The 13,525-nt window shown below is 57.0% G+C and carries 13 protein-coding genes; 8 read left to right on the top strand and 5 right to left on the bottom strand.

From position 1 onward, the window contains the following. Positions 1-269: 269 nt before the first annotated feature. Entirely contained in the window at positions 270-749 is a 480-nt protein-coding gene (locus Q0792_RS07430) for a protein tyrosine phosphatase family protein (RefSeq protein ID WP_298838237.1), read from the top strand. A 136-nt stretch (positions 750-885) separates the two neighbouring features. Here Q0792_RS07430 and Q0792_RS07435 read toward each other — a convergent pair whose 3' ends face one another. Continuing rightward, the gene (locus tag Q0792_RS07435; protein WP_298838240.1) at positions 886-1,764 is read right to left on the bottom strand and encodes a GntR family transcriptional regulator; all 879 of its coding nucleotides are present in this window, start codon (positions 1,762-1,764) and stop codon (positions 886-888) included. A gap of 121 nt (positions 1,765-1,885) precedes the next feature. Between Q0792_RS07435 and Q0792_RS07440 the strand changes: the two genes are divergently transcribed. The 6 genes from Q0792_RS07440 to Q0792_RS07465 all read left to right on the top strand — a co-directional run bounded on the left by Q0792_RS07440 (position 1,886) and on the right by Q0792_RS07465 (position 8,564). Next, positions 1,886-2,869: a TRAP transporter substrate-binding protein gene (locus Q0792_RS07440; protein WP_298838243.1), complete on the top strand. Its 984-nt coding sequence runs from the start codon at positions 1,886-1,888 to the stop codon at positions 2,867-2,869. 91 nt (positions 2,870-2,960) lie between these two features. Further along, positions 2,961-3,455 carry a TRAP transporter small permease gene (locus Q0792_RS07445; RefSeq protein ID WP_298838245.1) on the top strand — a complete coding sequence of 165 codons (495 nt, stop codon included), beginning with the start codon at positions 2,961-2,963 and terminating at the stop codon, positions 3,453-3,455. Beyond that, positions 3,452-4,762 (top strand): TRAP transporter large permease, encoded by a 1,311-nt coding sequence (locus tag Q0792_RS07450; protein ID WP_298838248.1) that lies wholly within the window; start codon positions 3,452-3,454, stop codon positions 4,760-4,762. The genes Q0792_RS07445 and Q0792_RS07450 overlap by 4 nt, the downstream gene beginning before the upstream one ends. 97 nt (positions 4,763-4,859) lie before the next feature. Further along, positions 4,860-5,603, top strand: a complete 744-nt coding sequence (locus tag Q0792_RS07455) for an SDR family NAD(P)-dependent oxidoreductase (protein WP_298838251.1) — start codon at positions 4,860-4,862, stop codon at positions 5,601-5,603. Between the two features lie 16 nt (positions 5,604-5,619). After that, on the top strand, positions 5,620-5,931 hold the full coding sequence (locus Q0792_RS07460; RefSeq protein ID WP_298838253.1) for a cupin domain-containing protein: 312 nt from the start codon (positions 5,620-5,622) through the stop codon (positions 5,929-5,931). 221 nt (positions 5,932-6,152) lie between these two features. After that, positions 6,153-8,564, top strand: a complete 2,412-nt coding sequence (locus Q0792_RS07465; RefSeq protein WP_298838255.1) for a hypothetical protein — start codon at positions 6,153-6,155, stop codon at positions 8,562-8,564. Positions 8,565-8,720: 156 nt separating this feature from the next. On the opposite strand, the gene Q0792_RS07470 is transcribed toward Q0792_RS07465, so the two are convergent. Together Q0792_RS07470 and Q0792_RS07475 are read right to left on the bottom strand one after the other, a co-directional pair. Continuing rightward, positions 8,721-9,314 carry an HD domain-containing protein gene (locus Q0792_RS07470; RefSeq protein WP_298838258.1) on the bottom strand — a complete coding sequence of 198 codons (594 nt, stop codon included), beginning with the start codon at positions 9,312-9,314 and terminating at the stop codon, positions 8,721-8,723. Beyond that, entirely contained in the window at positions 9,311-10,453 is a 1,143-nt protein-coding gene (locus Q0792_RS07475) for a TauD/TfdA family dioxygenase (protein ID WP_298838261.1), read from the bottom strand. The genes Q0792_RS07470 and Q0792_RS07475 overlap by 4 nt, the downstream gene beginning before the upstream one ends. Positions 10,454-10,555: 102 nt before the next feature. Between Q0792_RS07475 and Q0792_RS07480 the strand changes: the two genes are divergently transcribed. Next, the gene (locus tag Q0792_RS07480) at positions 10,556-11,416 is read left to right on the top strand and encodes a LysR family transcriptional regulator (protein WP_298838263.1); all 861 of its coding nucleotides are present in this window, start codon (positions 10,556-10,558) and stop codon (positions 11,414-11,416) included. A gap of 490 nt (positions 11,417-11,906) precedes the next feature. Here Q0792_RS07480 and Q0792_RS07485 read toward each other — a convergent pair whose 3' ends face one another. Both Q0792_RS07485 and Q0792_RS07490 read right to left on the bottom strand, forming a co-directional pair. Continuing rightward, positions 11,907-12,089 carry a hypothetical protein gene (locus tag Q0792_RS07485; protein ID WP_298838266.1) on the bottom strand — a complete coding sequence of 61 codons (183 nt, stop codon included), beginning with the start codon at positions 12,087-12,089 and terminating at the stop codon, positions 11,907-11,909. A 158-nt stretch (positions 12,090-12,247) separates the two neighbouring features. After that, positions 12,248-13,465, bottom strand: a complete 1,218-nt coding sequence (locus Q0792_RS07490) for an AraC family transcriptional regulator (protein ID WP_298838269.1) — start codon at positions 13,463-13,465, stop codon at positions 12,248-12,250. Between the last annotated feature and the right edge of the window lie 60 nt (positions 13,466-13,525).

Consider the following 13,525-nt stretch of genomic DNA (forward strand, 5'->3'; position numbering starts at 1 on the left):
CGTTTGCTGATGCTCAGACCGAGACCAGACTGTGAATGCGGCGACAAGGCTCTGCTGCCCCTGAAAACGAATGTGCATGTCAGATCACCGGACTGCACAGTCGTCCCGCGGGAGCGGCCGCGCAGCGCCCGCACGAACCGCGGCGGCGGCTTTGCTCTGGAACCGGTCCGGCCAACAGCGAACCCTGTCAGTCATCCGGTCGCAGACCTGCGGACCTTTGGCGGTCATCCCGGCTGCGCAGAGCCGTCAACCGCTGCTGCTCTCGAACCATGACAGACCTGCCCGGGATACTGAACTGGCGGCGCATCACCGACCGGATCACAACGTCGGGCCAGCCGACAGAAGAGCAACTGGCCAGCATCCGCAGGCTCGGCGTCAGTCACATCATCAATCTCGGGCCGCACCATAACAAAGGTGCGCTGGCGGATGAGGCCGGGACGGTCGCGGCGCTCGGGATGACATACATCTACATCCCCGTCGAATTTGATGACCCGACCGAAGAAAACTTTGCTGACTTCCGGCGCGCCGTCGAAAAACTGGCGGACACGACTATCCATGTCCACTGCATCTACAATGCACGGGTCAGCGCGTTTTTCTTTCGTTGCGCCCTCGAAGGTATGGTCCTCACCACGGCAGAGGCTTTTGCCAATAGGGAAACCATCTGGCGCCCGGGCGATGACTGGGCATCACTGATCCGCCAGCCCGACGCCCGCGGTGAACCAAACCGCTATGCAGGATACGAATACTGAGCGCTTTGCGTTTTACTTTCCCACCGCTTCAATGACCCCGGCTGACGGGGCAGATCAGACAATCCAGTGTTGCTGGTGATCTGATCCCTGTTTTCCGGGCAGGGAACGCCGGAGACTGAATGCTTATCCGCCCGCCCTATTCGTCAAAGTAGGCGTTATGCGTCGTGTAAATGGCATCAATTGTGGGCGTCAGGCGGTCGAGATGTACCCGAAGAACGTCGTCTGCTGCCTGCGCGTCGCCGCCGAACAGCGCCTTCAGAAGTTTTGTGTGATCCTCGTACAAAACGTCCATTGCTTCCTTGCTCGTGAGAGCGAGCATGCACAGCCGATCAACCTGGGCTTTGTTTTCAGCAATGATATCAAATGCAAAGGCTTGCCGTGCCGAAGCGCAAAGCAGCCTGTGGAACTGATAGTCCAGATCATGAAACCGGCTCACGTCCCCGTCGGCGACAGCGCCGCCCTGTTCCCGCAGGTTTGATTTCAGTGCCGCATCAACAGATCTGTCGCGATCGGACGCAGCAAGACGGACGACTTCCAGTTCAATTGCAGCTCTTACAAAGCGAGCATTTGCGATCAGCCGCCGCGAAAACGGCCGGACAACGGTGGCACGCTGCGGGCGTACAAGAAGCAGATTCAGGTTCGCCAGCCGGGTAAACGCCTCCCGGACCGGCTGCCGGGAATATCCAAAGGATTTTGCCACGTCTGTCTCGGATATCTTCGTGCCGGGAAGTAACTCCAGCCTGGTGATACGACCGAACAATTCATCAAAGACAACATCACTGCTTGTCGTGCGTTCCAGTGTGCCCTGTACTGCCATATTTTCTGCTTCCAAATCAGATTTCCGGACAGTCTGACAGAATTCAACGACAAAAAACAGCAAAAATTTGGATACCAGATCAGGTTCAACTGTTGATTTAAAACGGTATTTCGAACGCCTCCGCAAAAAACGTCCAAAATTATGTTGACTAGTATCCAAGTTTTCGTGTTGGCTGACGGCATGAAGAACGCGGCGCACTTCTGCGCGCCGGGGAGAAAATCAGCACGACCGGCAGAACGGGACAAGACGCGTCGGGCACGTTGCCCGCCCTGAAAACGCCGGACCGAAACGAACCATAAACCTGATCTGGGAGGATATAATGTTCAGTTTTTCACTTAAGGCGATGGCCGCCACAGCAGTTCTGCTGACGGGCATGACGACCGCACATGCCGATGTTACACTGCGCGGGGCGAGCATGTTTGATGAAGAGCATGCGTTTACAAAAACGCTGCGCGAATTCGAACGGCTTGTCGCTGAGAATTATGATGGCGATGTCAGCTTTGATCTGCGTCTGAATGGTGAACTTGGCGTCGAGTCTGACTATGTTACATATCTCAACCAGGGTGTCGCAGTAGATTATACCATCCTCGCGCCATCCAACATGGCGGTCTTTTCTGAATCCATCCCACTGATGGATATGCCTTTCCTGTTCCGCGATCTGGAACACTGGAATGCGGTTCTGTCCTCCGACGCCCTCAAGCCGCTCGAAGAAGATCTCCGGGAAGCAGCGGGCATCGTTATCGTTGGGTATCATGGCGGCGGCGTGCGGAATCTGGCTTCCGCCGAGCCGATCTCGAACATGAAAGAGCTTGCGGGACACCGTATGCGGGTAATGGGCGCCCCTATTCAGGCACAGACATTTTCGGCCGTTGGAGCGGCACCTTCTGCGATTGCCTACAACGAGGTTTATAACGCAATCCAGACGGGCGTCATTGCCGGCTTTGAAAACGAGGCTGCCTCAATTCAGAACCTGAAGTTTTACGAGGTCGCGCCCCATATCTCGCTCACGCAGCACACAATCACGGTGCGTCCGATTGTAATGTCCGCAAAGATCTTTGACGGGCTGCCCGCAGACCTGCAGGCTGCGATCATGACTGCAGGCGCTGAAGCCGGCGCATTCGGGCGCGCGCTCGAAAGTGGCCAGGACGGTGAAAAACTTCAGGCAATGCTCGACGCCGGACAGATCGAAGTTCATGAATTCGAGGGTCGTGAAAAGATGCTGGAGCTGGTTCAGCCGGTACAGGATGCCTATGCGGCAGAACTGGGCGCGACAGAGCTTCTCGAAAACATCCGCGGAATGTAATCTGCGTACCAGCGGGCGGCGTAGTTTCCGACCTGCCCGCTGGTAACCCGCGCGATCCTGCATTTTCCTGAACTTCAACAGAGTGCACAGCATGTTTGGACATTTTCTTGACCGGTTCTGTTCTGGTCTTCGCATTCTGCTGGGCGTGATGATGGGAGCTCTGGCAATACCTGTCGCGATGCAGGTGATCTCGCGCTACACCGGCCTCATCCCGACGTACCTGTGGACCGAAGAACTGGCGACATTCCTGTTTGTCTGGATCGTCATGATCGGATCAATTGTTGCCGTCTGGGATGGCACACACTTTGACGTCCGGATCACCCGGGACGCGACGGGCCCGCTGATGCGATTGGTTCAAAACGGAATTGTACATCTCGCGATCATGCTGTTCGGGGCTTTGTTCCTGCTCTACGGGTTCGAATATACCGCGTTCGGCAGCAATCAGCGGTCCGTGATGATGCGGGCCAACCTCGCCATAACACACGTTTCTGTGCCGGTTGCAGGCGGGTTCTGGCTTGTGCTCGCCGGGTACCGGCTCTCCGAAGATATTGCTGAATTCCTGAACCGGAAGAACACCCTCTCATGATCCTTGATACCGCCACTGCCGCCACGATGCTGATTGCAGGGTTTCTGGTTCTGATCCTTGTGCGCATCCCGGTCGCTTTCGCCCTCGGGCTGGCGACAATCCCTGTTGTGCTGCTCGAGTTGCGGCTGACACCCTTTATCGTGCTCGACCGGATGTTTCAGTCCTACAATTCCTTTATTCTTCTTGCAGTGCCTTTCTTTCTGCTGGCCGCCAACCTGATGAATTCCGGCAAAGTCACCGACCGGCTTATTGAACTGGCCCGCGTTATGACCGGGTGGATGCCCGGAGGGCTGGGGCATGTGAATGTCGCCGTTTCGATGCTTTTTGCAGGCATCTCCGGCTCATCGACCGCGGATGCGGCCGGTATCGGCAAAATCCTGATCCCTGCTATGCAAAGAGAGGGCTACGACACCCGCTTTGCTGTCGCCATCACGGCCTGTTCATCGGTGATGGGTGTGATCATTCCACCATCAATCCTGATGATCGTCTGGGGCGGCGTCATGCAGGTATCGGTCGGCGCCCTGTTTCTGGGGGGAGCAATCCCGGGACTGATGATCGGCCTTGCGCTGATGGCGACCGTCTACGCCTTTGCAAAGGCGCGCAACTACCCGGTCACGGCTTCACCCGACTGGGGTGAATTCTGCGCCGCATGGAAAGGCGCTGCGCTTGCTCTTCTGACGCCCGTCTTTGTCATCGGTGGCATTGTGGGTGGCATCGTCACGCCCACCGAGAGTGCGATCATCGCGGCGGGCTACGCGCTGATCCTTGGGATGTTCGTCTATCGCACTGTCACGCCCGCAGACCTCGGCTTTATTCTTTATGACACGGCCAGGTTTGCAGCCATTTCGCTGTTTGCAATCGGAACGGCGTCTGCCTTTGGCTGGTTACTGTCCTTTTATAATGCGCCCCGCCTGATCGTTGGCATTCTGACTGCATGGGAGTTCGGCCCGTTCGGTACGGCAATGCTGATCGCAGCACTGTTTCTGATATTCGGCCTGTTTATCGATGCGATTCCGACAATCATCATCCTCGGAACGGTCCTGATGCCCGTCGCTCAGGCAGGCGGCGTTGACCCGATTGCTTTCGCAATCATCGGCATTGTCTCGCTGGCTTTCGGGCTGGTGACACCACCTTACGGATTGTGCCTGCTGATCTCTGCAGCCATCGGCGGGCTGAATGTTGTGCAGGTCCTGCGCGAGGTCGTGTTCATACTGGCACCGATGCTGATCATACTCATTCTGCTGGCAGCCTTTCCGGAAATCATTCTGTGGCTCCCCAGGACAGTGATGCCCGGTGCCTTCCGGTGAGCGCATCATGCCACAAATGCCCGGAACACGGATCCGGCAGCGCACCACACCCCAAAAAACACAGCGAGACATGCTCGCTGAGAAAGAAAGGACTGACATGAAACTTGCAGGTAAAACCGCCATCGTCACTGGCGGAGGTCGTGATATCGGCCGGGCCGTTGCCGTGAAACTTGCCTCTGAGGGCGCCAGCGTTGCAATCAGCTGTTTTTCGAGCTCAAAAGGCGCCGACGAAACCGTTGCTGAAATTGAAAAAGCGGGCGGCAGGGCCATTGCCGTGCAGGGCGATCTCAATGCACAGGCAGATGTCGACGCGCTGGTTGCAGCCGCTGTCGAAAACTTTGGCGGCATCGACATTCTGGTCAACAACGCCGGTGGCCTGATCGCCCGAAAAACGATCGCTGAAATGCCACTGGAACACTGGGACGCGGTGATGAGCCTGAATGTGACCAGTACGTTCATGATGACAAAGGCCTGTCTGTCCCGCATGACATCCGGAGCCATTATCAATCTCGCCAGTCAGGCAGGACGTGACGGCGGAGGCCCGGGCGCGGTTGCATATGCAACGGCAAAAGGAGCGGTCATGACAATGACGCGTGGTCTGGCCAAAGAACTGGGGCCAGAGATTCGCGTGAACGCGTTGTGTCCGGGAATGATCGATACAGATTTCCACAACATTCACACGCCAGATGCCGGGCGTCGCGGTTTTGAGGCAAACGCCCCGCTCAGGCGCCAGGGCCACGTGGACGATGCTGCGAACCTTGTTCTGTTTCTGGCAAGCGATGACAGCGCCTTTATGACGGGTGCCAACATCGACCTGAACGGCGGCATGTTGTTCTCTTAAACGAAAGGACCGAATTTTGTCCCCGTTCCCAATTGTTTCCACAGGCGAGGATGTCACACGTCAGGTTCTGTCTGACCATCCCGATCTGATGGTCGTAGCTTTCCGGTTTCAGGCCGCAGGCGCCACAGGCGCGTTGCACAGCCACCCTCATGTACAGTCGACTTATGTTGAAAGCGGCAGGTTCAGGTTTGTCCTTGGAGAGGAGGAGCGCGATTTCGGCCCCGGCGACAGCTTCGTTGTGCCGTCAGATCAGACCCACGGCTGCATATGCCTGGAACCCGGCACACTGGTTGATTGTTTCACGCCACGTCGCGACGACTTTCTGTAGGCGGCATGCGCACCGGCACCCGGAGACGGCATTGCAGGACCGGCGCCGACGGATTACCCGGAAGATCGGTTTGAGCGGTCTGACCGTGCCTTTCAGACCCATTGCGCAGGCGCAGAATTTATGGCCCCCGGGGCCCCATCAGGCTCCGTATTTCATGGCTCCTGGAGAATTTTCCGCGTCCGTGCTAGCCTGCCGGCATCCGCTGTTTCAGGCAAAATTTTATGACCAGTTCATCAAAGCCCGAAAAAAATTCTGATCCGGACATGGACACGCACCTGATCGTAACGGTGCATGGCATTGGCGAACAGGAAGCGGGGGAAACCGTCGATTCTGTCGTTGGTGCTGCGACAGCCACCTTTTACGACCGTACGGATGGCGCGGATTCGGTACTAGTGGAAAAAGACGTCATCAAACTGTCCGAAACGCGGTTCGGCGCACAGGAACGTCAGGCGAAACTCTATCCGGTGCACCTGCGTCGGGTACGACGCGCGCTCAGGGCATCACGGCATGAGCAGGCAATTTTTGCCGAAGTCTACTGGGCAGATAAATCCCCTGCCCCACAAGGCGCGTTCTGGACCATGTTTGACCTGCTGCGCGTTGTTCTGGGCCTCGGCTATCTGGCGATGGAAAACGCGGAAAGCAACCGGGGTGCATTCACTGTAGGGCTGGTTCATCTGTTTACGTGGTTTTTCTACGGCCTTGTCGCACCGCTGAATGCCATGCTTCTGACAGGCGCGATCATAATGCTGGTCGACCTTTCTCCCTTCAAAATCGATGATCCGCTGCCTGTCCTGATGGTCCTGTTCTTTCACGGCAGTGTGACTTTCGGGCTTGGCTGGCTGATCCTCAGGACCGTTGCAAAGACGTACCTTGTCAGGATATTCGCCATTGGCCTTACCGCACTGGGTGCATTCATTCTGGTGATCGCAACCACCCGATGGATCGGAGTTGATTTTGACCAGGGTTTCTGTCGTTTTCCCGCGGCAGAGGAGCCCACGCCAAAAGAACGCCTGGAATGCTTTGTCCGGCTGAGCATCGACCTGCTGGGTATCGTCTGGTTTATAACGGTGTTTCTGGCGCTTCTGACTTTCATACCGGCGTTGATTGCCAAACAGAAAACACAGTTTCTGGCATACAGATATGGCCCCTCCCGTCTGAGACGCGCTCTGGCCCGGCAAAAAATGATACGTGTGGCACGAAAAGGATCTGACGCGCGCAGGCCCTCGCGTCTGAAGCGTCCTGTACGGGGCCACAAGACCGGGAGCTTCCTGTTGTGGCTTCTGACCACAGGCATCGTTATCAGATCGTTTCTGCCCTGGCGCACGCCAAATGACGCAGGCAAAAAAGAATTCCTGCGCATTGAGGATCACGTGCAGGGGCAACGCGCGATTTTCGCCCCGATCTGTGCGGCAATGGTAATCTTCTGGATGGTTTTCAGCTCGGCATTCTGGCTGACTTTCGTAAGCGTTTTGAACAGGCTTTCCACATCCTCCACCCACGCTGGCCCCCATACCAGCCCGCACGTACCTGACTTCTTTCTGCGCGATATCTTCGAGGGTAACCTGAAAGATGCCCTTGGCACTATGTCCATCACCACGCTGTTATTCATGGTGCTGCTTGTCGCTGCCGGTGGACTGATCTGGCGTCGCAAATCGCTTGCAGAAAAACTGTATCTCAGACCCGAACGTCTGAGCCGGGTGATCCTCAATCCAGTTCTTCAGGTGCTGCTGATGATCATTGCGCTGGCGATTTTTGCGACACTGATCTACCTCCTGTGGGAGGATCCGGGGCATCTGTTTTCCAGCTTCTTGCCTCAATGGCTCATCTTTCAGGGTACGCCGCCTGCCTATCTTCAGACATTGTCGCAGCTTCTGCAGGATCTGTCGGCACCTGCCAATGCGGTTCTGCTTCTGATCGGGCTGGCGATTTACAACTTCAATCATGTAGTGGCAGGCGGGCTTGGTATTGTGCGCGACATCGTTACCTATGCCACACAATCCAGATGCAGATGGCTGTCGACTATGCGTTCGCGCGAACGCAATTTTGCGACGCGCAACGATATCAACAACCGGTTCAAGCGCGTTATCCAGTATGGTCTGGAGACTTTTGATCCGGTCCGGGTAACGATTATTTCTCACTCGCAGGGGACTGTTCTGGCGACACAGATGCTCCAGGACCCGGACATCCATCGTTATTTCAGGAAACAGGGCAATCCGCCGATCAAACTGATCACCATGGGATCACCGGTAACGCACATCTATCGCCGCTATTTCAAGGAGTTCTTTCAGGTAGACAGGACCCGGATGCCTCCCGGAACCCAATGGTTCAACATTCACCGTGAGGACGACTTTGTGGGCACGAGGATCGGCGAAAACCTGACCACCGACGATGCGGGACTGGCACGAAATGCATCCGTCGATCCGGGCGGACACTCCGGTTACTTCACGGATTTCCAGGTCTGGAACCATATCTGGGATCGAAAATTCGTTGGTTTCAGGCTGTTTCCCGGTGTCGCCGACAGGGCCGAGCGGTCCCGCCCCGGATCAGAACGGTCAAAGAGGCCGGCCAGACAGCGAAACGTCATCGCCCGCAAACGCCGGTCCGCGCGGCGCCGGCGGTCTCGCAGGCAGTGACATTTTCAGAGGAGAAACATTCGGGGCGCACCCTGCGCCCGAGATCAGATACAGCGCGCCTCGACCGCGCTGAACACTGCTGATATCAGGAGCGCTTCTTTTCTGTCCGAAAAACCTGGCCCGGGCAGTGCAGCAGGCACAGCAGTTTTTCAGCTTTCAGCACGCCCCGCAGTGCTTATCGACAATGCGCTGGACCATCGGCGCGAAATGGGAAAAGGCCGGCGTTTCCATATCCGGGTGTTTTCCCGCTTCGTCGAGAAACCGGACGGCGATAATTTCCTCAAGATTTGGATTCTTCTCGAATTCCTCAATTTCGGCGGCATCCATTGGTCCGCCCTGAAGCTTCAGAGAGTGCACGGACGCCTCGGAAAGTCTGTCGTAGTACGAAGGCCGGGTCGCGCAAAGGTATCGTTTTGCTGCGACGTGATAGCGGACACAGTCCGTAACGAGGGTCGGAAAGAAATTCTGCAGGATGTCGGCCCCCGCGTCTTCATGAAACCGGTCTTCGGTATCATCCATGCTGAACATGCCGAACTCGCTGGTGAAATGTCCCACGTCGTGCAGCAGTGCAGATACGATGATGATTTCCGGCTGACCATTCCGCTCTGCAATTGTCGCCCCCTGCAGCATATGTTCAGCCATGGTTACCGGTTCGCCAAGGTACTCCTCATCGCCCCGCCGCTCGAAGATATCTTCAAGAAATGCAACGATGTTGGTCCGGTTCAGACGGGAGAAACCGGGCTCGCTCACCGGCTTGCCTCCGGGACTGCTGCTTCCAGTGCGGCCAGTTTTGAGTACAGTGAGTCCATATCGGCATAACACCCCTGCAGCCAGCGTTTGCCAACCCCTGAATACCCCTTGCGGGCGTGCAGAACGCGCCGGTTGTCCACCAGAAAACTGTCACCGGGTTCAAGACGGAATGTCACTTCCATTGAAGGATCATCGATGATCTCTCCCATCCGCCGGTATGCAGCATAATACGTTTCCATGTCATCGAAAGGTACATCTGAAATTGCAGCCGCTGAACGGTTATTGAACCGGACCCCCGTCAGCTCTCCGTCCGGCGCAAGCTCGATCATGGGGCGTCGCGACTGCAGTTTGACACCATCCGCGCCGGAGTATTCGAAACGCGCACAATAGCGGGAAAGAACGTCGAACCATGTTTCGTTTTCTGCCCGCAGCTTTTCCGCGACCCGAAAACCGTCCACCACCATATTCTCCCCGCCGGCTGCGGAACTTTCGAGACAGTAAAGCACCTGTATGGTGGGGACCGGGTCGCGGTAGGGATTGTCTGTGTGGGCCTGCAAACCCAGTCCCGTGTAGGCAAGGTTTGTCGGGTTAACTTCGGTGCGTACCTCAAAGTGACGGCCGTAGTTTGTTTCACGGACATAACCGAACAGATCAACGATACGCATCAGCGCAAGTTCTTCTGCCGGGCCGTTTGTCAGTGTCGCAAAGCCGAAGCGCGCGATCTGACCCAGCCAGTCCTTCAGTGCCACCGGATCAGACTGAACGTCGGCGAAACCGGCCGCCGGAATACGCTCTGCCAGTTTCCCGTCCCAGGTTTCAATGCCGGGTCCGGTCCAGCCCGCACGGGCCCTTGCCTGGCGGTCGTAGGCATTTTGCAGCAGCCAGTTCACATCATAGCCGACTGTCTTTTCTTCGGGGCCGAAGGTTACTGAAAGGCGCGAAGCTGTGAGTGTGGCCGAACGGATCAGCGTACCCTGTGGAATGTCCCGCAATGCGATCAGACGCTGGCCGTTCTGCGCAGAACGCGTATCAGCATCCCAGGCGTTGTCACGTAACCAGACTGCGTGAAACCGCGTCTGTGTGCTGCCATCGTCAAGCGTCAGGTATTCGCCATTCTCGCTTACGGTGCAGTCCATCATTTTCGTGACCCCGGATTCTTTGATGCTCGTTCAGTTGCAAAGTTCCACGGATCCGGGATGATGAAAACCAACAAGAGTTTCATCTGAGATGTGGATTTCCTTATGGCTGATCATTCACTGCGCAACGTTCCGCTGGACTGGGTCCGCGCCTTTGAGATCGCCGGGAGAACCGGAAGTTTCACGGCGGCCGCCAGGGAAAGCAACGTTACACAGGCGTCCATCAGTCAGCGCATATCGAACCTAGAAAAGCGCATCGGTGCGCAGTTGTTTGTGCGGAACGCGCGTGGTGTCACGCTGAGCGTACAGGGGGAAGCCTGGTTGCCCTATGTCTCGGGCGCGCTTCGCAGTCTTGACGAAAGCTGCGAAGAGCTTTTCGGCATCCTGCAGGACAAAATTACGATTTCCGCCAGCGCCTCGGTAAACGAACTGTGGATGTCACCACGGCTGTGCAGATGGCAAAGCGAAACAAGGTCGCAGATCGTGCTTTCGACGATAGTGCTTCAGGCCGACACAGGCCTGCTGGACGCAACAATACGTGTTCAGTATGGGCTCGGCGCGGGCGAAGAGTACCACAGGGCGCCGCTGTTTGCAGAGCAACTCAGCCCGGTCGCCACTCCGGCACTGATGGCTGGCCGGACCTCGTGGACAGATCTCGACCGCCTTGGTGTTTCCGGCCCCCGGCCTGGCTGGCAGGCGTGGTCCCGGCACACAGGCGACCCGCTTACCCCCGTTCCGAAGATCCGGTTTGACAGTTTTTCGGCTGCTCTTTCTGCGGCTCTTTCAGGTGCCGGGGTCCTGCTTGCCTCGCTCCCGCTGTGCGCGGATCTGCTGGAACGGGGCACACTGGTACGCCTCTCCGACCATGTTCTGGAGCCGCCGGAGACCTACTGGATGATGGCCAGGAAAGACAGATTGACCAGGTCTCAGTGGCACAAAGTGGCAAAGGTTTTTGCCCTGACCTGACACTGTCGCGTGGCAACCCGCTACCCCGCCTTTGACAGGCTGTGCTGCGGCTCCGTCCCTGTTCGGTCAGCGTCAAAAACGGTTCTCCGGAATGCGTCCGCGCGCATCAGGCCGTCCGCCGGTCGCTTCTGAACAAAACCATGCCGTCGAAATCCGAATGCATCATATGGATGCCGGAAGTGGCTTTGTTCTCAGCCGGTAAATGTCCCGGGTCGGTGTACCGGTACTGGAAAAGCCGGTCTGTGCAGAACCATGAGTCCTCCGTACACAAAAACCAGCAGGCTCTGTTGTGACCCGGCCATGCGGTGGCTGGAACGTTTGTCAGCACCGGCGCGGTCGCAAACTCCGACCCCGGTGGAACCGGGGCCGGAAATACTGCTACCGCATTGAGCAGTCTTTCGCTCAGCACAGGGCATCCGGCCGGTACCGGCCGCAAACAGAGACGTGCTCTCGTACACGGCGCCTGCAAAAGCCACCCTGGCTGAAGAACTCAGAAACCGGCCGCAGTGGTTGCCAGGGCCTGATTTCGCGCATCGACCCTTTGCTGTACTGCGGCACAGGCCTGAATATCGCCTTCCATGCATGCTGCATCCAGTTTCTTGCCGGCGCTGATTTCAGCAGGCGTGTCGCAGGCGCTGAGCCCAAGTACTGCAAGTAAAAGGTATCTTTTCATGGTCATTCTTTTCTCGGTTATGATGTTTCACGCCCGTCACAGAACAGGCGCACATGTATTGAGGTGCATGGCGCCGGCAGTCCGGCGCATGCCCTTTCGTTTCGGTTGGTGTTCCTGACCGGTGGAGTTGTCTGGTTGTCCTGATCAGTCGCAACAGGTCAGGTGTCTCTCAACCACGGCGCGCTGTCGTCCAGCCCGTCCCGTTGAGACATTTTTTTTCGGTAAGCGGACGGCGTCTGACCGGTTAAGCGTTTGAACGCGCTGTAGAATGACGAACGCGCGTTAAAGCCCACATCATAGGTGATCGTCAGCACAGATCTGTCGGTCATCGTGAGAAGGTTCTGCGCCTCAGCGACCCTATAGCCATTCACGAAGTCAAAAAAGCTGAGCCCGATCTTTTCGTTCAGCGTTTGTGAAATGTAATTTGGTGACGCCCCGGTGTGACGTGCAAGCGCCCAGAGCGAAAGATCCGGGTTACGATACAGATGGTCGGCCTCCATTGCTGCACGCAGCTTGCGGGCAATGCGTTCAGAAGCCTCCGCGCTCAGCGACGATTTTTCGTATCGTGCCCCGGTCGGAGGGACAGTGGGACTGATCGGTTCCGGATCTGCGGGGTCGGGTACAAGTGGCGGGCGTTGCCGCAGACCCCAGAGAACCGCTGCCGCAACCAGAGCGGTTCCGGCCATGCTGGCGGTGACATTGTATGATGGCGGTATCCCGGTTTGCCCGGCGTCCAGAGCAAAGAAAAGGAGAGCCGTCTGAGACAACCAGAACAACCCGCCAAGCCCGCCGATCACATAAATCCAACGCAGTTCGTGCTGTTCAGTGCTGGCATAGACATCACGCAGTTTCAGCCGGAAACGTACAAGGCGACGCACAGTCAGGAAAAGATATACGGCGATCTGAGGATAAACGGCGAGTTGAAGAAGCCCCATGCAGACTGCAAGGGCTATGGTCCAGGCAGCGTCCAGATCCACATTATCTGACGTCAGAGCCTCACTGACGTGGGGTGGCGACACCAGCACGAGCAGTGCGACGCAGATTGCAAGACCGGGTAATACAAAGTGCCGCGCAAGACGCGCCGGACGTCGTTGTGCCGAAGACGTCAGAGTGAAGACGTACATCCAGAAGAGAGGCGCGAGCAAAAAGGAACTTGGCCAGACAGCAACGTCGATCGCCGGTCCGTAAGCGGCCGGCATTGCCTCTGTGAGGCGTCTGAATGCATCCGGACCATTATTCACCGCCACGGCTGCGAGAAATGCTGAGAAGTTGCTGGCCACGGGGGAGCGTTTTGTCTGCATCAGACAAAATACGGCACCAAAAACTGCGATGGCGAAGGTGCCGGTACTGGTCAGTTCAATGATGATGTCATCCATGCCGTAAACTCTCCCAATCTGCCCCCGGAAGCCAGCCCACAGGCATGGTGACGTCCGAAA

This window comes from uncultured Roseobacter sp. (assembly GCF_947495025.1).
Classification (GTDB): Bacteria; Pseudomonadota; Alphaproteobacteria; order Rhodobacterales; family Rhodobacteraceae; genus Roseobacter.